General features: G+C 36.0%; 23 protein-coding genes and 1 tRNA gene. 23 read left to right on the forward strand and 1 reads right to left on the reverse strand.

Annotated elements, in window-relative coordinates:
• The first annotated feature begins 383 nt into the window (after positions 1-383).
• The 14 genes from D1B17_RS02690 to D1B17_RS02765 all read left to right on the forward strand — a co-directional run bounded on the left by D1B17_RS02690 (position 384) and on the right by D1B17_RS02765 (position 15,180).
• Positions 384-1,856 carry a nicotinate phosphoribosyltransferase gene (locus D1B17_RS02690; RefSeq protein ID WP_120143159.1) on the forward strand — a complete coding sequence of 491 codons (1,473 nt, stop codon included), beginning with the start codon at positions 384-386 and terminating at the stop codon, positions 1,854-1,856.
• 1 nt (position 1,857) lies between these two features.
• On the forward strand, positions 1,858-2,679 hold the full coding sequence (gene nadE, locus D1B17_RS02695) for an ammonia-dependent NAD(+) synthetase (RefSeq protein WP_120143158.1): 822 nt from the start codon (positions 1,858-1,860) through the stop codon (positions 2,677-2,679).
• Positions 2,680-3,022: 343 nt separating this feature from the next.
• Positions 3,023-4,216, forward strand: a complete 1,194-nt coding sequence (locus tag D1B17_RS02700) for an aminotransferase class I/II-fold pyridoxal phosphate-dependent enzyme (protein ID WP_240704438.1) — start codon at positions 3,023-3,025, stop codon at positions 4,214-4,216.
• A gap of 1 nt (position 4,217) precedes the next feature.
• Positions 4,218-5,672, forward strand: a complete 1,455-nt coding sequence (locus tag D1B17_RS02705) for a hypothetical protein (protein ID WP_120143157.1) — start codon at positions 4,218-4,220, stop codon at positions 5,670-5,672.
• On the forward strand, positions 5,665-6,645 hold the full coding sequence (locus tag D1B17_RS02710) for a glycosyltransferase family 2 protein (protein ID WP_120143156.1): 981 nt from the start codon (positions 5,665-5,667) through the stop codon (positions 6,643-6,645). The genes D1B17_RS02705 and D1B17_RS02710 overlap by 8 nt, the downstream gene beginning before the upstream one ends.
• Before the next feature lie 5 nt (positions 6,646-6,650).
• A complete protein-coding gene (locus D1B17_RS02715) occupies positions 6,651-7,085 on the forward strand; it encodes a hypothetical protein (protein ID WP_120143155.1) in 435 nt (144 codons plus the stop codon).
• The gene (locus D1B17_RS02720; RefSeq protein WP_120143154.1) at positions 7,085-7,543 is read left to right on the forward strand and encodes a SprT family protein; all 459 of its coding nucleotides are present in this window, start codon (positions 7,085-7,087) and stop codon (positions 7,541-7,543) included. Before D1B17_RS02715 ends, D1B17_RS02720 begins: the two co-directional genes overlap by 1 nt.
• Positions 7,544-7,950: 407 nt before the next feature.
• Positions 7,951-8,036 (forward strand) — tRNA-Leu (locus D1B17_RS02725).
• Between the two features lie 643 nt (positions 8,037-8,679).
• Positions 8,680-9,480 carry a helix-turn-helix domain-containing protein gene (locus D1B17_RS02730; RefSeq protein ID WP_137432091.1) on the forward strand — a complete coding sequence of 267 codons (801 nt, stop codon included), beginning with the start codon at positions 8,680-8,682 and terminating at the stop codon, positions 9,478-9,480.
• A gap of 130 nt (positions 9,481-9,610) precedes the next feature.
• A complete protein-coding gene (locus D1B17_RS02735; RefSeq protein WP_120143152.1) occupies positions 9,611-10,111 on the forward strand; it encodes an SLAP domain-containing protein in 501 nt (166 codons plus the stop codon).
• A 378-nt stretch (positions 10,112-10,489) separates the two neighbouring features.
• Positions 10,490-11,017, forward strand: a complete 528-nt coding sequence (locus D1B17_RS02740) for an SLAP domain-containing protein (protein ID WP_120143151.1) — start codon at positions 10,490-10,492, stop codon at positions 11,015-11,017.
• A 490-nt stretch (positions 11,018-11,507) separates the two neighbouring features.
• Positions 11,508-12,755: an SLAP domain-containing protein gene (locus tag D1B17_RS12680; RefSeq protein ID WP_205880155.1), complete on the forward strand. Its 1,248-nt coding sequence runs from the start codon at positions 11,508-11,510 to the stop codon at positions 12,753-12,755.
• A 501-nt stretch (positions 12,756-13,256) separates the two neighbouring features.
• Positions 13,257-13,742, forward strand: a complete 486-nt coding sequence (locus D1B17_RS02760; protein ID WP_120143148.1) for a PH domain-containing protein — start codon at positions 13,257-13,259, stop codon at positions 13,740-13,742.
• The gene (locus tag D1B17_RS02765) at positions 13,732-15,180 is read left to right on the forward strand and encodes a PH domain-containing protein (protein WP_120143147.1); all 1,449 of its coding nucleotides are present in this window, start codon (positions 13,732-13,734) and stop codon (positions 15,178-15,180) included. Before D1B17_RS02760 ends, D1B17_RS02765 begins: the two co-directional genes overlap by 11 nt.
• A gap of 83 nt (positions 15,181-15,263) precedes the next feature.
• Here D1B17_RS02765 and D1B17_RS02770 read toward each other — a convergent pair whose 3' ends face one another.
• Positions 15,264-16,667 (reverse strand): DUF6056 family protein, encoded by a 1,404-nt coding sequence (locus D1B17_RS02770; RefSeq protein ID WP_120143146.1) that lies wholly within the window; start codon positions 16,665-16,667, stop codon positions 15,264-15,266.
• A gap of 670 nt (positions 16,668-17,337) precedes the next feature.
• Here D1B17_RS02770 and rbsD point away from each other — a divergent pair.
• The 9 genes from rbsD (at position 17,338) to purB (ending at position 24,233) form a co-directional block, all read left to right on the forward strand.
• Positions 17,338-17,733 carry a D-ribose pyranase gene (rbsD, locus tag D1B17_RS02775; RefSeq protein WP_010020788.1) on the forward strand — a complete coding sequence of 132 codons (396 nt, stop codon included), beginning with the start codon at positions 17,338-17,340 and terminating at the stop codon, positions 17,731-17,733.
• A 13-nt stretch (positions 17,734-17,746) separates the two neighbouring features.
• Entirely contained in the window at positions 17,747-18,655 is a 909-nt protein-coding gene (gene rbsK / locus D1B17_RS02780) for a ribokinase (RefSeq protein WP_120143145.1), read from the forward strand.
• Positions 18,656-18,843: 188 nt separating this feature from the next.
• Positions 18,844-19,044, forward strand: a complete 201-nt coding sequence (locus tag D1B17_RS02785) for a cold-shock protein (protein WP_010020786.1) — start codon at positions 18,844-18,846, stop codon at positions 19,042-19,044.
• A gap of 173 nt (positions 19,045-19,217) precedes the next feature.
• A complete protein-coding gene (locus tag D1B17_RS12725; protein ID WP_240704439.1) occupies positions 19,218-19,739 on the forward strand; it encodes an MFS transporter in 522 nt (173 codons plus the stop codon).
• The gene (locus tag D1B17_RS12730; protein WP_240704440.1) at positions 19,739-20,413 is read left to right on the forward strand and encodes an MFS transporter; all 675 of its coding nucleotides are present in this window, start codon (positions 19,739-19,741) and stop codon (positions 20,411-20,413) included. The genes D1B17_RS12725 and D1B17_RS12730 overlap by 1 nt, the downstream gene beginning before the upstream one ends.
• An 88-nt stretch (positions 20,414-20,501) precedes the next feature.
• Positions 20,502-21,149, forward strand: a complete 648-nt coding sequence (locus tag D1B17_RS02795; RefSeq protein WP_120143144.1) for a glycoside hydrolase family 73 protein — start codon at positions 20,502-20,504, stop codon at positions 21,147-21,149.
• A gap of 54 nt (positions 21,150-21,203) precedes the next feature.
• Complete coding sequence (locus D1B17_RS02800) at positions 21,204-21,785, forward strand: xanthine phosphoribosyltransferase (RefSeq protein WP_120143143.1); 582 nt, start codon at positions 21,204-21,206, stop codon at positions 21,783-21,785.
• A gap of 18 nt (positions 21,786-21,803) precedes the next feature.
• A complete protein-coding gene (locus tag D1B17_RS02805) occupies positions 21,804-22,934 on the forward strand; it encodes an ATP-grasp domain-containing protein (protein ID WP_120143142.1) in 1,131 nt (376 codons plus the stop codon).
• 3 nt (positions 22,935-22,937) lie between these two features.
• On the forward strand, positions 22,938-24,233 hold the full coding sequence (gene purB / locus D1B17_RS02810; RefSeq protein WP_120143141.1) for an adenylosuccinate lyase: 1,296 nt from the start codon (positions 22,938-22,940) through the stop codon (positions 24,231-24,233).
• Positions 24,234-24,774: the final 541 nt, after the last annotated feature.

A 24,774-nucleotide genomic window follows, 5' to 3' on the forward strand; every position in this document is an offset into this window, starting at 1 on the left:
CACGCCCGGTGGTGTAAGTGCTAAAGCACCAACGCCACTTTCACGGCCAGCAACTATTTTTCGGCTCCTCCGACTAGTTTGTTTTACTTAATTTGTGGAGATTATTATTCTAAATAGTGAAAATTAAATTTGTATCAAATTATATAACTAATATATTAGCCTCCGAGTGCGAGAAATTTAGACAGCAGTGAAGGTGGCGGTAGGGCTTTAGCCCTTACACCACGGGACGAGTTTTGAAATTCGTGGTTTGTGCGAAGTTCAAAATCGAGATTGGAGACCGTTCTTTGGCTCCAATCGGTCCCCACAGCAGTCTAAATTTCTCGCATTCGGAGGTGGCATTTTTCAATTTTTAGCTGTTAATATAAATTTATAAGGGAGTTATCATGACTCAATTTCAAGATGAAGATTTGACTTTGCATACGGATTATTATGAATTAAATATGATGTATACATACTGGAAGAAAGGTATGCACAACCGCCGTGCAGTTTTTGAAGTTTACTTCAGAAGCTTGCCATTTGATAATGGTTTTGCCGTCTTTGCAGGGCTGGAACATGTCGTTGATTATCTCAAGAATTTAAGTTTTTCAGATTCAGATATCGATTACTTACGTGAATATGGGGAATTCGATGAAGAATTTTTACGTTGGTTAAAAGATATGCAATTTAGCTGTACTGTTCGTTCAGCCTTGGAGGGTGATTTAGTTTTCAATGAAGAACCAATCCTTCAAGTTGAAGGACCTTTGGCACAGTGCCAATTGATTGAAACAGCTATCTTAAACATGGTGAATTTCCAAACCTTGATTGCTACTAAGGCAGCTCGGATTAAGACTGTCTGTGGGGATGATCCGGTTATGGAATTTGGTTCACGCCGTGCACAAGAAGTTGACGCTGCTATTTGGGGTACACGTGCCGCTTATATTGCCGGTTTCGATGCTACAAGTAACGTGTTAGCTGGTAAGTTATTTGGTATTCCTATTTCAGGAACACATGCGCATGCTTTGGTACAAACATATCGTAATGAATATGATGCTTTTAAGGCCTACGCAACAACACATAAGAACTGTGTCTTTTTAGTTGATACATACGATACGTTAAAGAGTGGTGTGCCTAGTGCCATCAAAGTTGCCCGTGAAATGGGTGATAAGATCAACTTCTTAGGTGTTCGTATTGACTCTGGTGATATGGCGTATATTTCTAAACGTGTCAGAAAGCAACTTGATGAAGCTGGTTTTCCAAATGCCAAAATTTATGCTTCAAATGATTTGGATGAAAAAACCGTTCTTAACTTGAAGATGCAAGATGCTAAAATCGATGTCTGGGGTATTGGTACAAAAGTTATCACAGCCTTTGATCAACCAGCTCTAGGTGCAGTTTACAAGCTTGTAAGTATTGAAGATGCCAAGGGTAATATGATGGATACTTTGAAGCTTTCAAGTAACGCCGCTAAGATTTCTACACCGGGTAAAAAACAAGTTTGGCGTATTACTAATAATGAAAAAAATGATAAGTCTGAAGGAGACTATGTAACCTTCTGGAATGAAGATCCAAGAGAGCATAGTTCACTTTATATGTTCCACCCACAATATACTTATATCAATAAGACCGTGGAAGACTTCCAAGCTAAGCCAATGTTACATGATATTTTTACTAACGGTAAATTAGTTTATGACTTGCCAAATGTTAAAGATATCCGTAAATATTGTGCTGAAAATCTTGATTCACTTTGGGACGAATACAAACGTATTTTAAACCCCCAAGTTTATCCAGTTGACTTATCTTCAAAGCTTTACAGTCATAAGATGAAGTATATTGAGAAAATTAGAAATGATGTAAACAATATTAGATTAGGTGACTAAAATGAGACCATTGCAAAAAGAAATTATTGAATTTGAACACACAAAGCCAGAAATTGATCCGGAAGAAGAGATTAGACGTTCCGTCAATTTCCTCAAAACATACTTGAAACAACATAGCTTTTTGAAGACACTAGTGTTAGGTATTTCTGGTGGTCAAGATTCGACTTTGGCGGGAAAGTTGTCTGAAATGGCAATGACTGAATTACGTGAAGAAACAGGCGATGACGCCTATCAATTTATCGCCGTGCGTTTGCCTTATGGTGAACAATCTGATGAATCTGATTGTATGCAAGCCATTGACTGGATGAAAGCTGACAAAGTCATTCGTGTCAATATCAAAGAAAGTGTTGATGCAATGGTAAAAGCAGTTGAAGCAAACGGACTAACTATTTCTGATTTTAACAAGGGAAATATCAAAGCTAGAACAAGAATGATAGCTCAATATGCAATTGCCGGCGATAACAAAGGTGTCGTTGTAGGAACTGATCATGCAGCCGAAAACATCACCGGTTTCTATACAAAATACGGTGATGGGGCAGCCGATGTAACGCCGTTATTCCGTTTGGATAAACGCCAAGGAAAGGCAATGTTAGCCAAGTTGGACGCTCCAAAGAATCTTTATGAAAAGACTCCAACAGCCGACTTAGAAGAAGACCGTCCTAGCTTGCCAGATGAAAAAGCTCTAGGTGTTTCTTATAAAGATATTGATGATTATCTTGAAGGCAAAGATATTGCCCCAGAAAATGCTGAAATTATTGAAAATTGGTATAAGAAGACTGCACATAAGCGTCGTTTGCCATACTCAGTATTCGACATTAAGTAGTTGAATTATTTTTATAAATTTTGGTGATTGATGTTAATTGATTGAAAATAACAAATATATTAGCCGGAGAGAACGAACGATTCAGACAGCAGTGCAGGTGGCGTTAGGGCTTTAGCCCTTTACACCACGGGACGAGTTTTGAAATTCGCGTTTTTTGCGAAGTTCAAAATCGAGACCTGAGACCTTGGCTCAGGTCGGTCCCCACAGCAGTCTAAATCGTTCGTTCTCGGAGGCGGCCAAAAGAAACTCAATTTTGGACATTCAAATTATTCGAATGTCTTTTTTTTTACAAAATGTCGTATGTTAGAATGAATGTGTAATCTTCTAAAAGAGGTGTATAACAGTGAAAAGTGATTTAATCTCCCTAATGAAACCATCTGTTGTTGCGATAAAACAACAAGAGATCTTTAAGTTCAATGCGCGGGCCAAGAAAATACCAGGAGCTGTTAATATGACGGTTGGTGAACCTAACTTTCATACTCCTGAACACATCAAACAGGCTGCAATTAGAGCCATTGAAGATGACCACACGCATTACACCGTTCCTGAAGGTGATCATGAGCTTTTAGGTGCTGTTGCCAATTATCTCCACGATAAATACGGTCTGAATTATGATCCTGAGACACAGATCGTAGCAACAACAGGTGTAACTGAAGGTGTTTTCTCAGCCTTCAATGCAATTTTGCAAGCTGGTGATGAAGTTTTAATTCCATCACCTTCATTTACCATTTATGGCCCTGATGCGGACTTTAATGGTGCAGCACCAGTTTACTTGGATACATCAAAAACAGGCTTCAAAGTGACGCCTGAGGCTTTAGCAGAAGTTTTTAGAACAAATCCACGTATTAAAATCTTCTTGCTCAATTATCCAAGTAATCCTACGGGGGTTAGTTACACTGAGGATGAATTACAAGCTTTAGCAGATGTTTTAAAACAACATGATGTTTTTGTAATTAGTGACGAGATTTATAGTGAGTTAACTTATAGTTTTAAACATGTTTCATTTGGTAACATTTTGCCAGAACAGACAATTCTTTTAAATGGGTTGTCTAAGTCGCATGCCATGACTGGTTGGCGTTTTGGAGTTGTCTGTGGACCAGCAGAGGTCATTTCACAGATCAATAAGATCCATGAATTAGCAACAACTTCCATCACTTCAATTACTCAATATGCGGCACTTGAAGCGTATACGAATGGCTACAATGATCCAGCGGTAATGAAAGAGCAATATCAAGTTAGACGAGACGCCTTGTATGAAGGCTTAAAGGAGTTGGGCTTTAAATGTCCAACTCCAGACGGAGCTTTCTACTTATTTGCAAAAATTCCTGAAGATTACGAGCAAGACGACGTTAAATTTGCTAATGAATTATTGGATGAAGAACATTTGGCAATTCTACCAGGTAGTTTCTTTGGTATCGGTGGAGAAGGACATTTGCGTTTTAGTTATGCTGCAAGCATGGAAAGCATCAACGCATGTATTGAAAAACTCCACAGTTTCTTAGGAAGCCGTAAAAAACTAGCAAATATAGAGGGATAAAATGCTAAGTAAATTTCAAGGCATTATTAGTAAAATTGTTTTAACATGCCTCGCTATCTTTACGACCGTTGTGTTAGTACAGATGGGACATTTCTTTACAATCAATTATTTAAAAGTTGAACCAGTATTAGCAGTACTGGTTTTTCTTTGTGCAATTATTTTTGTCGGTGCCGGTGGGTACTGCTTATATCGTATTCGAGATAATGATGCCAACTTGAATCGATTGATTTTGATTAGTTTATTATTAATATTTGCCGTCGTCGCGTTGGTGTGGTTAAAGTTAGTGCCCCAAACACAAGTAAGTGATTTTAAAGCGTTTTGGAGAATGGCACCGAAAGCACTGGATGGCAAAGCCATTTATCAGTATGACAATGATTATTTTGCTAAATGGGCTTATCAGACGGGATTTTTAGTCTACGTTATGACGGTGGTGAAGATATTTGGACATAATATTATTGCTATCCAATTGTTGAACGTTTTGTATCAAGTTTTGATTTTATTAATGTCATATATTTTGGCAATGCAATTATTTAATAAAGTTAAGATTGCTCGTTTAAGTGTCTTCATTTTAATGATTGATTTGGATTGGTTTGCACTCAATAGCCAAGCTGATAATCAGTATTTGGGGATGTTACTATTCCTAGTAACGTTTTACTTGATCATGAAAGACAAATATTGGACTTGCTCACTAGCTGGTGTCACGTTGGCGCTTGGAAGTATTATTCGACCAATTGGTCCGGTCGTTATAGCGGGAATAGTTGTCTATGCTTTACTTTATATGGCAATTCAAAATAACCAATTTCATTGGAAAAACTTAGGTAAAATATTAGTGACCTTAATTATTTATCAAGTGCTATTTTCGACCGCTGGCATGGCGATTAAAAGCTCAGGATTAAATAGTTACGGCTTGACTAATCGTGATTCAGAATGGAAATTCGTCGTTGGTCTGGATGCTAATTCTAATGGTTCTTATGACCAAGGCATGGTTAATCGTTTTAATTTAAAAGACAGTCGTGCCAAGATGAGCCATCAAGAACATCAGATTATTCGTGAAAATATTCAAAATCTGAATGCTAATCATGGTTGGCTGAAATTACTCTGGAATAAGAACGAAACCCTTTGGGCCGGTCGTGCTATTACCATTGACTTTACAGGCTTTGAAACGCGACATTCGTTACGAGTAAGCAATTTTGTGAAGTTACTAGGGTATTTGGGAACGGTCGTTTTGATTATCTTGTCATGGATTGGTTCTTTACGACTTTTTAAGGACAACCCAAATATAAAAACATTCTTGTTAGTACTACCACTTATGGCCTATGCTGTCGTACAATTGTTAATTGAAGTGCAAGGCAGATATCGACTTGAATTTTTACCTATTATCGCTATTATTGGCGGTTTAGGCCTGTTTACAATTTGCGAATGGATAAGATCAAAGTGGGGGAAAATGAATGTCTGATTTATTTAAATTAAGTATCGTAGTACCTTGTTACAATGAGGAAGAGGTACTACATGAAACGACAAAAGAATTGACCGCCATTGTTGAAGGTTTAATTGGTGAGAAAAAGATTAAGCCAACAAGTAAAATTGTTTTTGTTGACGATGGTAGTAAGGATAAAACTTGGTCATTGATTGATGAGTTTTCTAAGAAATCTGATTTGGTATCGGGTGTTAAATTGAGTCGTAATTTTGGTCATCAGGGTGCTCTATTGGCCGGAGTTACGAGTGCATCGAAAGATTCAGATGCCGTTATAACGATAGATGCTGACTTACAAGATGATGTCAATGCCATTCCTAAGATGGTTGATGAATATCTTGATGGAGCCGAAGTTGTTTATGGCGTTAGAAATAATCGTGATACTGATACAGCTTTCAAGCGTGATACAGCCGAAATGTTTTATAAATTCATGGGCTTTTTAGGTGTTAAATTAGTTCCGGATTCAGCGGATTATCGTTTGATGAGTCAGCGTGCTTGCAAGGTATTGTTAAGTTATCGTGAACGAAATTTGTTTTTACGTGGAATTGTGCCCTTGGTTGGGTTCAAATCAGCCAAAGTTTATTATGCTCGTAAAGAACGATTTGCTGGCGAGTCAAAATATCCTTTACGAAAAATGCTTAAATTTGCGATGGATGGTGTTACATCATTTTCAATCGTACCAATCAAGCTGATTATGGGACTAGGGTTCTTCATCGTCTTCATTAGTTTATTGCTTTTGATTTATAGTTTTATTCGTAAAATCAATGGAGATGTAATCCCTGGTTGGTCGTCATTAATGATATCTATTTGGGCACTGGGTGGTGTACAATTAATTAGTGTTAGTGTAATCGGCGAGTACGTTGGTAAGATTTTTAATGAAGTAAAACAACGTCCAAGATTTACAATTGAACGTGATATTTATACTGAAAAAACACAAGAAGAAAACAAGAGGTAATTATTATGAATGCCGCACAAAAGAAAGCTATGCAATATGGTCAATTGATCAACAATACTGTTCAATCCATTCAAGAAGAACAAGATAAACTAAATCCTGAATATGAAAAAGTTCGTGATGCCTTGGATCGTAGTAAAGTTGATCAAATCGATGATGTTGAATATACAAAGATTCAAAAAGATTTCACAACTGGAACTAAGAATTATCAAGAAGTTTTAGCTAAACTTGAAAAAGGTAAAGCACCTGCTCGTTTAATGGGAACACATATTTCACTTGTTTCCGCATTCAAGAAGTATGTTGAAGGTTGCGGTGAAATGACTGCAAGTATCGGTGATGATAAAAAAGTTGACCGTCATGCTTTTGATGAATCAGAAAAGAAGCAAGATGAATATATGGATAAGTTTTCTAAATTAATTCAAAAGTTGACTGACTTGGCTTAATGAATAATCAAGAATTAACTGAATTAATCAAAAAGGTTTCCCAAGAATATTTTGGGAAGCCTTTTATTCATCAAGCATGTTTTAATTCTCGACTGAAAACGACCGGCGGTAGATTTCATTTGAAAGATCGACACATTGATATCAATCCTAAAATTTATCAACAATTTGGGATGGATACTTTGGTTGGAGTTATTAAGCATGAGTTGTGTCATTATCATTTATATAATGACGGACTTCCAGCACAGCATCGTGATCGTTCGTTTAAGATATTGCTGAAGCAGGTTGGTGGTTTACGGTTTTCACCGATTCGAAGTGCAGTTAAAGTTAAGACTTATCATATTTATGAGTGTGATAAGTGTCATCATATTTATCAACGCGTTAAAAAAATTAATACAACGAAATTTGTTTGTGGCAAATGTCGAGGTAGGTTGAAATATATCAAAGATATTCAAATTTGAAATATGCCGCCTCCAGGAGTCAGAAAATTAGGTCGCTATGGGGACCGACTTGAGCCAAGGTCTCAAGTCTCGATTTTGAACTTCGCAAAGTACGCGAATTTCAAAAGTCGTCCCGTGGTGTAAGAGCTAAAGCTCTTACACCACCTTCATAGCGACCTAATTTTTTGACTCCTTCCGGCTAGGTGGGTCTTCGGTTTGAATAAATCGCTATTAAAATTTACTAGTTTATATATTAATAACGATTAGAGTACCAATATATTAATTGCTTTTAGTGTGGTATAACTCAGGAATTAGCTAAATAAGTTCTACTTCATATGAAATATAAATTTGAAGTGAATCAAAGTTGGTAAAGAACCCCAAATACTGCTTGAAATTATTTTTATTTATGTGTATAGTAGAACGTGCATGCGGGTATGGCGGAATTGGCAGACGCGCAAGACTAAGGATCTTGTGGAGAATTTTCTCCGTGGAAGTTCGAATCTTCTTACCCGCATCACAAAAGTAGTTGGACATTTTGTCTGACTGCTTTTTTTTGTTGTGTTGGTTCATGTATTATCTAATGTTAAATGAAGTAACTAGGGTTTGCCTTCAAGTTAGTCTGATAAGAATCTATTCTAATACGGATAAATATTTTAATAGTATAGTTGTTCCAGAATCCTATTAAGATAGTAACAAAAGCCATGAAAAGAATTTGAGATATTTTAGTTAATAAGGTACTAGTCGGAAGATTCGGACAGTGGTTACTGGCAGTGAAAGTGGCGTTAGAGCTTTAGCTCTTACACCACCGGGCGTGTTTAAGACTTGCCGAACTTGCAAGGCTTAAACCGAGGTCCGAGACCTTGGCTCGGGCCGTTCCGCACCGCCAGTGACCACTGTCCGAATCTGGAGACGGCATATATCCATAATATAAATAATTTGAAGACACATCCAATTCTTTAAAAATGGTTATTATATACAAGAAAAATTGTGCAAGTGCAAATTTTATAAAATATATTTTCTTTTTAAATTAATTATTTAAGATAAAAGCATATATTTTTAAATGTGGTGGTATAGTATTATTGATAAATGTCATTACGATAGATGGGAGCGTGTTGCAATTGTTTCTTGGATCTATTATTTATAATAAAAGACGAGAAATGAATTTTACGCAAATTGAGTTAGCTAACGATATTTGTACTCAAAATACGATTAGTAAAATTGAAAAACATAATATTGCGCCAACGGTTAATATTTTGATTAAAATTTGTTTAAAGTTAGGTCTAACTTTGAATGACGTTTTTAGTGACTTCTCAAATGATTCGTCCGCAAAAGAAGAGAGTATCTTAGACGAAATCGAACGAGATGTTTTACTTGATCGGATTACGGATATCGATGAAAGAATGTCAAAGCTGGAAGGAAAGCTTAGTAACAATGATATGAAACAGTACGAATTGATCAAAGGGGTCGTGGACTTCTGGGATGATAATTTGGATGTTTCTTTGTTTGATTTGGATAAAGTATTACAGTTCACGAAGTCGTCCATGGATGATATTTATACTTTGTTGGCTTATTTATTCAAAGGTTTAAATTATCTAAAAGAAAAGCACAATGATCGTGCACAATATTATTTCCAAATGATTGATGATGCTGCGGAAAAGGGTTCTAAGGTATCCAATGCGAGTGATTTAGAAATTATTTTCATTTGCAAGACGCTAGCAGAAGCATACAATGAGATGAAATTATTCGAAGAAGCACTTAACTTCAGTCGTTCAGGATTAAAATATGCACAAAAGAAGCATGTGTCATATTTTCTAGATGAGCTCAACTATCAAGCTGCGATGGCAATTAAGAATGGCAATGGAAAAGAAGCCAGTTATGATGATTATTATAAGTTGGCTTTTTACTTAGCTAAGGCAAATAATAACGATTCATTACTCGCCAAAATGAATTTACAATAAATAAAAAAATCACCAGTCTATATTGGCTGATGATTTTTTTTATAAATATATAAGTAAGCTTGAAAATTGTTGAATATGTTTAAACATAATATACTTTAACTAGTCTAAGGAGACTAAGGAAGTATTAAAAATGAAAAGAAAAGTTGTAGTAGCTTTTTTTGCAATTCTACTAGGAATGGGATTTTCATTTTTACCAATCCAAAGTGTCAAGGCTGAGTCCGTAACTAGCGGATATTTTGTTGATGTGAGTGCACGTTCTGCGGAGGTATACAATTCTTCAGGAGATGCATTAGGTAAATCCGAACCGGAGAATAGTTGTTGGGTACTTGGGAGAACCACAACTTTTGATGGTAAAGATTATTATCAGATTGGAAATGACGAGTATTTAAGTTCAAGTGATAGTTATATGTATCGTGATAGACCAGAAGTTATCAGAGTAGAGACTGACGAAGACGTTCCAGTGTATAACCACGACTTCGTTGAAAGCTCATGTGTTGCTTTGGCTCCAGGTACTTACTGGTATTCAGACCGTGTAATTACGACTCCAGATGGGATGCCATTTGTGCGTGTTGCTACGGATGAATATGTAGGTATGTGGAACGTGATCCAACAATCATTCACAGAAAAATAATACTAGTTTTTAAAAGGGTACTTCAAAAATTTTTTTTTTGAAATACTCTTTTTTTATTTGGGAAAGGCATAGGTCTACAAAAGTAGATGGCACTAGGATGATATCGTTTTTTGATAAAATTGGAATATCAAATATATAAATAAATTTATAGAAAAAGTGTCAATATTCACAAAATTATGTTGAATTATTGCTCAATACCTTGTACTATAAAGTTGCTTATGATAATGCCAAATCTGTATAAGCAAATGTGTGAATTACTAAGAAAATAAATTTTTTTGTATAGAAAATCCAATTTTTGTGTACACTATTTTTCTGCCAAAAAATGGTGTATTTAAGGGATTAAGATTTAAGAAAATATATATATAGAGGTCATTAATTATGAAAAAAACAATTTTATTATTAGCCTGTGCGCTATTAGGTACTGGAAGTGCAGTTGCCACTGCCGCTAGTTCTGTAACTGATGTCAATGCCCAATCAGTTACTCAAAAGGGAACTTATGCTCAAGTAAGTAGCGATGTTGCCCAAGTTTATGACAAAGATGGTAACAAAACAGATGTTGCTTTAGATAAAAATAGTACTTGGCAAGTTGCTAAGACACAAAGTATCAACGGATCAGATTACTATCAAGTATCAACTAATGGATTCCTTAGCACTAAGGACAGTTTTGCATACAAAAACCGTCGAATGACTATTAAAGTTCAATCACTCGACGGTTCTGATAAAAACGTAAATGTTTACGATCATAATTTAGTTCAAAGAAATGACATTCAGCTTGCTCCAAATAGTAAATGGGCTACTGACACTGAAATTAATTATTCGAATGGTGTCCCATTCTTGCGCGTTGCTCCTGATCAATACGTTGCCATGTATGATGTTGTGGAACAATCATTTAGCGCTACAATTTAATTTACTTTTATTTTTTGCTTATGTGTGTGAATTACTAATGATATCTTCGGTATGCCGACCGTTGATATCTTTTTTTGTATAACCAATTTTTATGTACACTGCCAAATGTACTTAAAGATTATTTAATATATATATGAGGTCATTCCTTAATACAATTCGTAGTTTACTATCATTTGGTGTCATTTTTGATTCAGTTTTTGTAAGAACCGTTTTCCTAAAATGGAATAAAAACTATGGAATGATAAAAATCCATAGCTTTTTTTATTTTTAGAGCTGAAAAAAAGTGATTATTTTTTACAACCAGTATACATTTGATTACTGAATCCCTTGTGGCAGTAAGAAAACTATATAATATGATTTTTGAACGGATATTAATTGGTTGGTATCTAAAAACTTTTGAATTAGACTAGCGTCAAAATTTGAAAGAAGGAAATTTAATATGCAATCGAACAAAAAATTTATTTATTTAGGAGCCACGTTATTTTCTGCTATGTTATTAACAACATTATCGAGTCAGACGGCTAAGGCTGCAACGACTGGCGATACTACATCAACTACTACGCAAGCAAGCACAGCACCACAAAGTACAACTACTTCATCCACAACAACTACAACAAGTGCTACACCTGTAAGCACAGCATCAAGTACAACAAGCACTCCAAGTACAACAAGTACTCCAAGCACGACAACATCAAGTACTATGAGCACACCAAGTACAACGACGACAGCGCCAAGCACAGCAACATCAAGTACTTCAAGCACACCAAGCGCAACGACAACAGCTCCAAGTACCTCGAGTACATCAGGTACAACGACAACAACACCAAGTACCTCGAGTACATCAAGTACAACGACAACAACACCAAGTACCGCAAGTACTCCAAGCACGACAACCTCAAGCACTACGAGTACACCAAGTACAACGACAACAACACCAAGTACCACAACAACCACAAGTACACCAACTACTTCAACTACAACAACATCTCCAACATCAGGCACCTCTACAACTAAAACTTCAACGACATCTAAAAAAGATACCAAGAAGCCCGGTTCCACAAGTAAAACTAAAAAGTCTAAACCATCAGCAAAGAAGTTTATTCACCGTCGAGCTGAATCATCATCAGAGTCAAGTGCGCCAAAAGCAACTAAATTAACAAAGAAGCCTACTTTAAAAGCTAAGCCAGTTAGTCGTGAAAAGGTTGCTCTTAGTTATCTTTCCGAAGGATCTAAGGATTCAGATTTGGCAAGTATGGGTGTTAAAGCCACTGCAACACTTAATGGCAAGCTTTTCTACTTAGTTGGTGATGGAGAATTTATTGAAGCCAGTGATTATCATTTTGTTGAGTCAGCAGAACCAGGTATTTTAAGAACCTATGATAAATCATTACAACCTGTCGATGCTTTTGGTCAACCTTTGGGCAAGACTTTATCACCAAACACAGCTTGGAAGTATAGTCGCACTGTTAAAATTGATGGGGCTAGTTATTATCAAGTTGCCAGTGATGAATTCGTTCCGGTAGACGACGCACTTGGTTTTACCCCAGTAGCTAAACCAACTGATTTGAAGGTGACAAAAAAGACAACTATCTATAACTCCTTAGGTGAGAGTACTGAAAAGACCCTAGCAAAAGGTAGTGCTTGGCGTACTGATGGTTGTGCATTAATTAATGGGGTAAAAATGTATCGAGTTTCAACCGATGGCTGGATCAGTGCCGCATCTGTTGAAGCATATTAAAGTTATTCGACTTTTGGTTCTTTATCAAGCTTGGTTATATAATCGAAATTAAAAAGGCTAGGTTTCCATCATCATTTTGTCACTCATGATGATGAAAATTTGGTCTTTTTTGTATCCTATCTTTTATAATTCATATTTCTAATGATATAAAAATATTTTTTTATTAGTCATATCACACTAAAAATAACTAATACGCTAGTCTCTGGGTGCAAGAAATACTGGCAGCAGTGAAGGTGGCGTTGGCGCTTCAGCGCTTACACCACGGGACGAGTTTTGAAATTCGCGTTCTTTGCGAAGTTCAAAATCGAGGTTGGAGACTTTGGCTCCAACCGGTCCCCACAGCGCCAGTATTTCTTGCATCCAGAGACGGAATCTAACCAAACTTGAGAAAGAACCCGGTTTTGGATTGCTGGAACCATTTGTTATAATCCAGATATCTTTTGATATATTCAATAAAGATTGTAATATTTTGATTATCAAGAAAATAACAGGGGAGAATATATGGAAAAAGTAGAAAAGCTACCAAAGAGTATTAAAACTATTTGGAGGCTACACGCGATTATTGAATTTGTGATTTTTATGATAATAATGGTAGGAATTAGTTTTATTAGATTGTCTTTATCACAAAAAGTCCAAAACTATTTTGATCTTACTTGGAGTCTAGTAGTTGGTATTGGAACAGTTTTACTAATAATTAGTTTTGTATGGGTCAACTATTTATGGACTTTTTGGACGTACTATATTGATGAACGACAAGTGCAATTACACAGCGGATATTTTTTTTGCAAACAAGTGATTATCCCGATTGCTCGAGTTCAAAATGTTACCTTAAAGCAAGGTCCGATTTTAAGGTGGAAAAATTTGCAAAAAATCGTCATAGTAACGGCCGCTGGTAAAAGTGAAATTGATGGTATCAAGTCAGATCAAGCTGATAAATTAAAGGAAACTATCATGAAGCTTGCACAGGAGGCTAAGAATGACATCTAAATTACGACGCTTGAGTCCTGCGGCCATTTTGTTTTTCTTCTATAAAGATGTTAAAAATCTTATTATTCCGGCAGCTATTTTTGCTTTTGCCGTTTTCCAGCAAGCTAAATTATGGACGATTGTGGGTTTGATCACACTATTTTTAGTCGTGCTTATTGGTGACGTGATAGCTTATTTTATGTTCGGCTATCAATTGTTTGAAAATGAAATCTTGGTGAAGCAGGGGTTATTCGTTAAGAAAGTTAATCATATCCCTTACGATCGAATCCAAAATGTGACAGCTAATCAGTGGTTCTTTCTGAAACCATTTAAATTGGAAGAATTAGAAATTGAAACGGCTGGACATTCTGAAGGCCCAGAGGTTAGTTTAGTTGCTGTTTCGGTGGAATTAAAAAATGAGTTGAATCATTATCGGCAGAATAGTGGTAGACCGGTCACTGAAGTTAATGATGGGACGGATAATTCAAAAGAAAAAATAAATGGGCAGACGTATTCGATAACCTGGCGAGAATTAATTAAATTTTCTTTGACTTCGCCGGCCTTTTTATCAGGATTACTAGTAGTTTTGGCAGTCTATGGAAAAGTTGAGCACGCTATTAGCAAACAAATGTATGAGCAAGTAGCACATGAATTCATTCATTGGGGTTGGTTACTAGTTGTACTTGGGATGCTTGTAATTATATTGATTTTTTATATTGTGTCAGTATTTGTTTTAATTGCGAAATATTACCATTTTCATCTGACAATGGAGAACAATCAATTTGAAATGCAATATGGGTTTTTCAAGACGAAGAAAACTAGTATTTCTCAAGCACGAATTCAAGCCGTAGTAGTCAAACAAACTTTATTGCGACGAGTATTGCATATTGCAACTGTCAAACTGGTAATCATTTCTAACTCTAAGAGTGAAGAAACTGAAAAAGACATTATTGTTATGCCAGTGATAGAAACTGCTAAGTTAAAAGCTTTTTTTCAAAGATTTTTCCCAGATATACCAATAAAAGCTTGGCAACCACAGGCCACAGGTCATGAAACATATTATTATAATTTACGAAATGGATTATATTTTAGCTTGATAACGGACGTTTTAGCTGGATTGTTATTGTTCAAGCTTTCATATGTTTTGTTAGTAGTGGCAATTGTGGTCTCAGCAATAATTTGGTTGATTCCAGCTTATTTAAATGCTAGACGAGCTGATTTGCAGGTTTTAAATAGTAAGTATGTTTGTTTACAAAATAATCAAATTACTTCTAAAAACACTTACTTTATTCCTAAAAACAGTATTCAATTGTTGGATCGTCGTCAAAGTATTTGGTTGGGTAAAAAAGGCTTTGCCCATTTAAGACTTAGCTGTCGTTCGGGAATTACTGAACGAATTTTGAAGGTTAAATATTTGCCACAAAAGCGGGTTGATACGGTACTTGCGTGGTATAAGTAGATTCGAGTATTGAGTTGTAAAAAGGCCCAACATCCAATTTTGGACGTTGGGCCTTTTGGTATTTAAGAATAAAAAACTTAACTTTATTTATTTTCTTTGGCTTGAATAAGCTTAACCTTTTTCAAGATTTGTTGATCAAAGGCTTTCATATAGGCATCGTGAGTACTAAAGTTTTTACCTTTTAGCTTTCTCACAGCATCAGTCCAATCATAGTAATTAATTGGTACCATATTGCGATTTCTGTTAGCGACGTATAATTCAGCAAAGTTAGCGTCGTTTTGAATAGGGGCAGTTAACCAAATATGCTTAGTATCTTTGTATTGTAAGAAGTATTGTGTATCACGTGAAACTTTATTTTGATACATCGAGTATTGAATTTGCATGTCGAAAGTTTTGCCATAATTATGAGCTATGGCATCGGTATGAAGTCCTAATCCTAAAGTGACCAGAACTAATAGTGGTAAAAGATATTTTTCGTAATTATCAATTAATATATCTATATTTATTGCAAAGATTGTTACGAAGAATATATAAGTTGCAAACATACATCTTGAACCAAATGGTGAAACAACAAGGAACGGTGCGACGACAACAAAGCTAGATAATAGGAGCGCTAAGTTGGCAATTCTTTGTTTAACATTTTTAACCTTTAGTGAATAAATAAGAACGACAATAGAGAAGATTAAGATTCCGATTCCTACAATCATTAGATGTTTTGCAGAGAATTGGATGCGTAAGTAGTTGAACATGGTATCGGAATTGCTTGAACCTTTAAGTGAGCGGTAAGAATCTCTTCCAAAGAGAATCTTGAGATATGCACCATTGATAAACATTAAAAAGGCACCAATTAAATTACCAGCTAAAATAAAGTTCAAAACTTTTTTAAACTGATCTCCGAAATGTTTTCTGAGGAATAGCCACACTAAAATGGTATTGAAAACATTCAAAATAGTTAGATGTTCAGCGAAGAACTGGGCAAAAATAGCAGCAAAGAAGATCAAGTAAGTGCTGGTACGATAATAATGAATATTTTTATTATCATAATTTTTTAAAACTAGATAGAGCATAAATAACGGAAATACTAGCGATGGTACATAGTTAGCAAACCCCGCGTGCCAGCCGAGAATTTGTTTGAAGATAACGTTGGGTGTTAAGAAAATTAAGATAGCCGCTAAAGTAGATGACATTAATCCGAGAGATTTAGGAGCTTTGATTTGCTCACGGATTTTTTGAATCAAATAGACGATGGCGGTCATGAAAGTTCCGTAGCCAAGAAAGGCAATTGGTTTGAACTTTGTCATGGTAATAACAAGCAAGTCACCTAAGTAACGTCCATCGTATTTGAGAAAGATGCCTTGTGGAAAGTAGTTACTACCGAAGTAGGTTCCCCAGTGAAGGTCATCCCCTAAAAGCGGCATCCACATGCCAATTAGACCGAAGATGATGAAGATAATAATATAAAAGCTAAGTTTAACTGTACGTTTCATGGTTTGTCCTCTTAAAAAAAATATGTTAAAGGTTGAAAGTTAAATATACTGTAAGTGGTAGTAGGCCGCCTCCAGGAGCCAGAAAATTAGGTTGCTGTGGGGACCGACCTGAGCCAAGGTCTCAGGTCTCGATTTTGAACTTCACACAGTACGCGAATTTCAAAAGTCATCCCGTGGTGTAAGAGCTAAAGCTCTAACGCCACCTTCACGGCAACCTAATTTTCTGGTTCCTGGAGGCTTGGGTCTATTTTTAAATTAGTCTGATAAGAATTTATTTTGATACGGGTAAATATTTTAATAGCATGATTGTTCCAGAATTCTATCGAGATGGTAATAAAAGCCATGAAAAATATTTGAGGCATTAAGCTATTCTTAAGTTAATAAAGAGCTAGTAACCACTGTCCGAATCTGGAGACGGCATATCCATAACATAAATAATTTGTTACACATGATGCTAATTGAATTTTTATTATGGCTTTGAATTATTTCGATGTTCTTAACTGGAAACATTAGTTTACACATCTCATACAAGGATATAATGAACCGAATATGTAATCAATAAAAATATATACTTGCTACATCTATTACGAAATTGATAAAATATTTACTTAGATAATGGTGCATGTTAGTATTAATTTTGCAAACGATTACAGAAAAAGGTGAGAATTTCATGAAAAAAACGAGAGTTATTAACTCAAATATATCACGTGTGATTGCCCAAATGGGACATTTCGATACGATTGGAATTGGTGATGCAGGGATGCCAGTTCCAGCTGATACAGAGAAAATTGATTTAGCTGTTGAGGCCGGTTTACCAAGTTTCATTCAAGTTTTGGAAAATGTTTTGAGTGAATTGGAAGTACAAAAAGTCTACTTAGCTGAGGAAATTAAGGTTCAAAATCCGGAACAATTAGCTGCTGTTAAAAAAGTTGTGGGTGATACTCCAATCGAATTTATTCCCCATGAGGAAATGAAGAAAGATTTGAGTGACACGAAAGCATTTATTCGGACAGGTGAGGAAACACCATATTCAAATATTTTACTTGAAAGTGGAGTTGTCTTTTAGAGGATCTTTAATTATGAAAAAAATAGTCGTACTAGGTTCAATCAATGTTGATATTATTTTAAATATTGCCCGTTTGCCTTTACCGGGCGAAACAATGGCAATGCATGACCGTTCAACTGCCGGTGGTGGTAAGGGTGCCAACCAAGCAATTGCAGCTGTTCGTGCTGGTGCAGAAACGTCATTTATTGCTAAAATCGGTCAAGATCGTTCAGCTGATTTTATGTTGGATACATTTAAATATGATGGCTTAAATATTGATCACGTTACCCAAGATGATAAAGCTGGTACTGGCCAAGCTTATATTCTTTTGGATGATAATGGTCAAAACAGTATTTTGATTTATGGTGGAGCTAATCAAACAATTACAACAGAAGATATTCAAAATGCTTCAGAAGCAATTGCTAATGCTGATTGCATGATTACCGAGTTTGAAACACCAATTGCAGCATCAATTGAGGCTTTTAAGATTGCTAAAGCCAATAATGTTTTAACAATTTTGAATCCAGCTCCAGCCAAAACAGACATTCCTGAAGAGTTGTTGAAGCTTACTGACATCATCGTTCCTAACGAAACAGAAGCTGAAGCAATTACTGGAATTAAGGTTACTGATGAGGCTTCAATGGTAGCTGCCGCAAATAAATTACATTCAATGGGCGTGAAAAATGTTATAATAACAGTTGGTGCCAATGGGTCCTTCTATTCAGTTGATGAAAAGACAGGATTTGTAAACGCCTATAAAGTTAACACTGTTGATACAACAGCTGCTGGTGATACATTTATCGGTTATTTAGCTTCAAAGCTAAATCCAGATTTAGATAATATCGAAGAAGCAATGAAATTTGCAAGTAAAGCATCATCTATTACAGTTCAAACAAAGGGTGCTCAAAATTCAATTCCTCATGTTAGAGATGTTGAAATTTAAGTATTTGTAAAAGAAACTTTACGCTAAGTAGATTGAATTTATTGGTCAATCATGTTAATATAATAGTTGTATTTTTGAATGGTGAATGGTTCGAATGGTTTGAATGTTTCGTATTTTAGACTTTCTTCCATGATGTACCACGAAATAATGCACAATAAAATATTTTAGTTATCAGGAGGAATAGTCTGATGGAACACGGAACAGTTAAATGGTTTAACGCAGAAAAAGGCTATGGTTTTATTACACGCGAAGATGGTAGTGACGTATTTGTTCACTTCTCAGCAATCCAAGGTGACGGTTACAAGACACTTGAAGAAGGTCAAGCTGTAACATTCGACATCGAAGATTCAGATCGTGGCCCACAAGCTTCAAACGTTGTTAAAGACTAATTAATAAACTTTGAGCAAAAAGCTAACTCGTTAGAGTTAGCTTTTTTTATTGTATAAAATTATATTTTTACATTAACTTTACAAGAAATATACGTTGGTTGTTTATCATTAGTGGTTAAAGAATGCCGACTCTGTTCAGAAATAGGCATATTTAATTTTACAAGGAGCGACCAATGCAAGATAACTGGAAACAAAATTTTCGGATTTTATGGTTTGGAAATTTCATAACTGATATGGGCAATGCAATGACATTGCCCTTTATTGTGCTCTTTATTGATACCTTAGGTACATTTAATAAAGTTGAACTTAATTTATTAGGTGCGGCGGCATTTTCATTGACTTATTTAAGTAAGGCGATTGTCTCGCCGTTGTGGGGACGGCTGGCCGATCTTAAAGGCCGAAAATTGATGTGTTTACGCGCCTCTGGAGTAATGACGCTGACGATTCTTATGGTAGGTTTATCACCGAATGTTTGGTTTTTGTTATTTTTCCGTATTCTTCAAGGGGCCTTTTCGGGATACATCAACAATGCTAACGCTTTAATGTCACTTTCAGCCCCGAAAAAGATTCAGGGACATGTGATGAGTAAGTTGGTGACTGGTAGCATTTCAGGTTCGTTACTGGGCCCATTGATTGGGGGCTTTTTAGCAACCTGGTTTGGCTATCGTGGAGCTTTTTTGTCACAAGTTTTTTGATGGCGATCGTATTTTTCACGACTTGGTTAGGTGTTAAAGAAGAATTTACACCGATTACACGGCAAGAACTTCAACCAGCGTTACCTTTAATGAAAAAAATTGGCTGGCCATTTTTTATTGCCTTGTTTGGGACGATATTAGCGGTTAAAGCAACGACCAATGCAATTACACCGATGTTGAGTTTACTCGTCAGAGAAATGGATTCTGGTGGTCACAACACGGTAATTATGACAGGAGTCATTGCAGCTGCTCCTGGTTTTGCAACAATAATATTTGCAGGCGTCGTTGGAGCGTTGATCGACAGACTCGGAGCTTTGAAAAGTATGATTATCTTTTTAACATCGGCAATTATTTGTTTAGTCTTAACTAGCTTAGTTCAAAATATTTGGCAATTGATTGTTTTTAGATTTCTTTTAGGTATATCTGACGCTGCCTTAATTCCATCAGCTCAAATTTTAACTGTACGAAATGTACCGAAATCCATTTTTGGACGTGTTTTCAGTTATAATCAATCAGCGCACGCATTTGGTAATTTTTTAGGACCAATGTTGGCAGCGTGGATTGCAATTGGATTTGGTTACAAAAGTATCTTCTTGTTCTCGGCTTGTTTAGAATTATTGGCTCTAGGATCATGGCTATATTATTTGAAACGACAGAAAAAGAAACAAGCATAAGCAAATGTTAAAATTCTATTTCAAATCACAAAAACTTCAAGGATATCGGCTATAATTAGAACTAATAAACTTACAAAGGATAGATCAATTGCCACAAAAGAGGAGATACACAGCACGTCGGACGAGTAAGCGGCGCAAGCGTGGAAAGAATAATAATACGACTTTCATTTTACTAGCAATCGTAGCACTGTTTGTTATCAGCTTTTTCGGTTACAGGCGATATGTCCAGTATCAAAGTGAAATGAAAGTTGAAATGGTTCAACAAGAGCACAGCGCTTTTGTTAAAAAAATTGCTCCATACGCGGTCGAACTTGGTAAAGATTATGGCGTTTTACCCAGCATAACGATTGCGCAAGCAATTTTAGAAAGCGATTGGGGAACTAGTTCACTGGCAACACAGTATAATAACTATTTTGGTATTAAAGGTGATGACCCTGCAAATACAAAGGTTTTACAGACTAAAGAATATACGAATGGTCAGTGGATAACTATCAACGGACGTTTCCGAGTTTATTCGGATTTTCGAGAGTCGATGAAAGATCATACAAAATTACTAGTTAACGGAACATCGTGGAATTCGCAACAATACAAGCAAGTTCTGCAATCGAAGGATTATATTGATGCAGCTTTAGCTTTGCAAACTGACGGATATGCGACTGATCCTGGCTATACTAGTAAAATTATTCGGATTATTCAGAAATATAATCTGAAAAAATACGATGAAGGTATCAAGTAAAAATCAAAGTATGATAGACTCTAATTATTCTATGTAAATTGTAGGGAGAATGTAATGAAGGAATTAGAAGAGAGAATCAAAACGGATGGTCGAGTTTTAGGCAAGGACGTGCTTAAAGTCGATAGTTTTTTAAACCATCAAGTTGACCCAATGTTAATGGAACGAATGGGTGAGGAATTCTACAAACACTTTAAAGATTCAGGTATTAACAAAATTTTGACAGTGGAGTCATCAGGTATTGCTCCGGCTGTTATGACTGGTTTGAAATTTCAAGTTCCAGTTGTGTTTGCTAGAAAGCACAAGTCTGTGACATTGAGTGATGATCTTTATACATCAGAAGTTTATTCATTTACAAAGAAGACTTCTAATCACATTAGTATCGCTAAAAAATACCTATCTAGTGATGATAAAGTTTTGATCATTGATGATTTCTTAGCTAATGGTCAAGCCGTTAATGGTTTGAATACAATTATTGAAGCTGCTGGTGCACAATTAGCCGGTATCGGGATCGTAATTGAAAAATCCTTCCAAAAGGGAAGACAAATGATTGATAAATCAGGTACTCCAGTTTATTCACTAGCTAAAATCAAAGCTTTTGAAAATGGACAAGTAGTTTTCGAAGAAGAAGACGATTAGTAATAAGAAGGTGGAATTATGACTTTTATTGCGCCCGGTAAGACTTTAGGCATAATTGGTGGCGGTAGTGAAACATATATTTTTGAATTGGAAGCTAAGAGAATGGGCTTTAGAACCATGCTTTTAACTGATGAAGAGAAGGATATTGCGACACAAGCTGCCGACAGTTTTTTAGTCGGTCAGTTAGAAAATATTGAAAATCTAAGTGAATTGGGCCGTAGAAGTGACCTTCTGTTGTATATGGACGAAAACTTTGATAGTGAGCTATTAAAACAGTTGGCCAAGACATACAATGTGGCTCAGGGGGCTGATTTATTAGCCATTGCTCAAGATCGTTATATCGAGAGAACTTTCTTAAATGATCTAAATATCAATGTGCCGCCATTTTTTTCGATCGTGACCGTGGACGATATAAAAAAAGCTGTCGAAGAAATTGGTTTTCCGTGCATCTTGAAACCGATTCAAAAGAATCAAACAGTTTTAAAACGACATGTATTATATAACGATAATGATGTCGAACGTGTTCAAAAATTGCTCCAAGATGGAACGTATATCTTAGAAGCTTGGATTGATACGAAAACGGAATACTCCATCATGGTCAGTAAGGGAAAGGACCAAAAGATTCATACGTTCCCAATGATCAAAGAAATTTATGATGGAACGCATCTGATGAGTTCATTTATTTTTAAGAAGAACAATCCAGATGTGGAAGCAGAAATGCAACGTGTCGCCTTGATGGTGGCTGAAAATATTGATTATGTAGGAATTTTTGGTATAGGCTTTATCCTATCTCAATCCGGGGTGTTGTACGTCAAACGAATTTTCCCAGGTATCAATTATTCAGCTAATGTTTATCAAGAGGCAACCGGCATTTCACAATTTGAATTACATATCAGAGCTATTTGTGATTGGCCAATTCCTGAGATTTTTCCAATGGTTAATGCGGCAACCTTAAAAATTATTGAGGGTAACTTGCCCCAGAGTTTGGATCTACTTCAGGAAAAGGCTCAGTGGAAATTTAATTATTACACTGGTTTCAAAGCTAAGAATCAAGCCGACCGGGATGTCGGATATATTTCCATTTTCTCAGACGATGTCGAAGAATTAAAAAATGATATCTTAACAACTAATATTTGGAGAGTAGAATAATTCATGATTGATAGATATGTAACTGAACAAATGAAACCAATTTGGACAGACCAAAACAGATTTCAAGCTTGGCTCGAGGTAGAAATTGCTGCCGTTGAAGGTTGGAGCAAAGAAGGAGAAATCCCTGCTGAAGATGCTAAGTTAATTGCTCAAAACGCTAAGTTCGATGTTTCAGAGATTGCCGAAATCGAAAAAGAAACAAAACATGACGTAGTTGCTTTTACAAGAGATGTTTCTAGATATCTTGGACCAGAAAAGAAATGGGTCCACTTTGGATTAACATCAACTGATGTCGTTGATACAGCCTATGGATACTTGATGAAACAGGCTAATGATATTATTCGTGAAGATTTAAATGAATTTCTCAAGGTAGTCGGTGAGAAAGCTCTTAAGTATAAAGATACCGTTATGATCGGTAGAACTCACGGTGTCCACGCCGAACCAACAACTTTCGGTTTAGTATTAGCTAACTGGTATTCAGAAATCAAACGTGATATCGAACGTTTTGACCACGCTGCTAAGGGCGTTGAAGCTGGTAAAATCAGTGGTGCTGTTGGTAGTTACGCTAATGTCCCAACTGATGTTGAAAAATTTGTTTGTGACAAGTTAGGCATCCGTGCCCAAGAAATTTCAACTCAAGTGTTACCACGTGATTTGCATGCCGAATATATTCAAACAATGGCTTTGATTGCCACATCAATCGAACGTTTTGCTTTGGAAGTTCGTCATTTGCAAAGAACTGAAGTCCGTGAAGCCGAAGAATTCTTCGCTGCTGGACAAAAGGGATCATCAGCAATGCCTCATAAACGTAATCCAATCGGTTCTGAGAACGTAACTGGTTTGGCACGTGTAATTAGAGGACATGCTTTTACAGCGCTAGAAGATGTGCCATTGTGGCATGAAAGAGATATTTCACATAGTTCAGCTGAAAGAATTATCATTCCTGATACAACTGAATTGTTGGATTACATCTTGCGCAGATTTACTAAGATCACAAAAGACCTAACAGTCTTCCCTGATAAGATGTTAGAAGATATGAATATCACCCATGGTTTGATTTTCTCACAACGTGTTCTATTGAAACTTGTTGAAGCAGGATATTCACGTGAACAATCATATGATATCGTGCAACCAATGACAGCCAAAGCTTGGGACGAAAAGAAAGACTTCAGAACAATGCTTGAAAATGATTCGAGAGTTACTGATAAGTTATCATCAGAAGACTTGGACGATGCTTTCGATTATCATTGGCATTTACGTCACGTTGACGAAATTTTTAAACGTGTTGGTTTGGAATAAAACAAACAGAAATCTCAACTGGAAATTTTTTTCAGTTGAGATTTTTTAGATGTTTTTAGTGATGCCGCCTCCAGGAACAAGAAAATTAGGTCGCTGTGGGGACCGACGAAAGCCAAGGTCTTTCGTCTCGACTTTGAACCTCGCAAAGTACGCGAGTTTCAAAGCTCGTCCCGTGGTGTAAGCACTAAAGTGCTAACGCCACCTTCACAGCGACCTAATTTTCTTGTTCCTTCCGGCTAGTGCATTCGTTGTTTTCTTATTGTAAATAATAAATGAAGTATATATCTTTAAAAGTTGATATGATAATTGTCATTTTTATATTTTAAATGGCTGGAGCATCATATCTAAAAATTTATTTTGAAACGTTTAATTTTTAGATATTTTAAATTAAACAGTTCTTTTAGTAATTTGAGGAACCTTATTTTATTTTTGATTGAAAATAACTTTAAAAAAGTTCGTATTGTTTATTGAGAATATTTTTAACGAAAAAAAAGAAGTAATTATTTTGAATAATTAGTGATTAGCAATAAAGCTAATAAAT

Source organism: Companilactobacillus zhachilii (genome assembly GCF_003606365.2).
In the GTDB taxonomy this organism is placed as follows: domain Bacteria; phylum Bacillota; class Bacilli; order Lactobacillales; family Lactobacillaceae; genus Companilactobacillus; species Companilactobacillus zhachilii.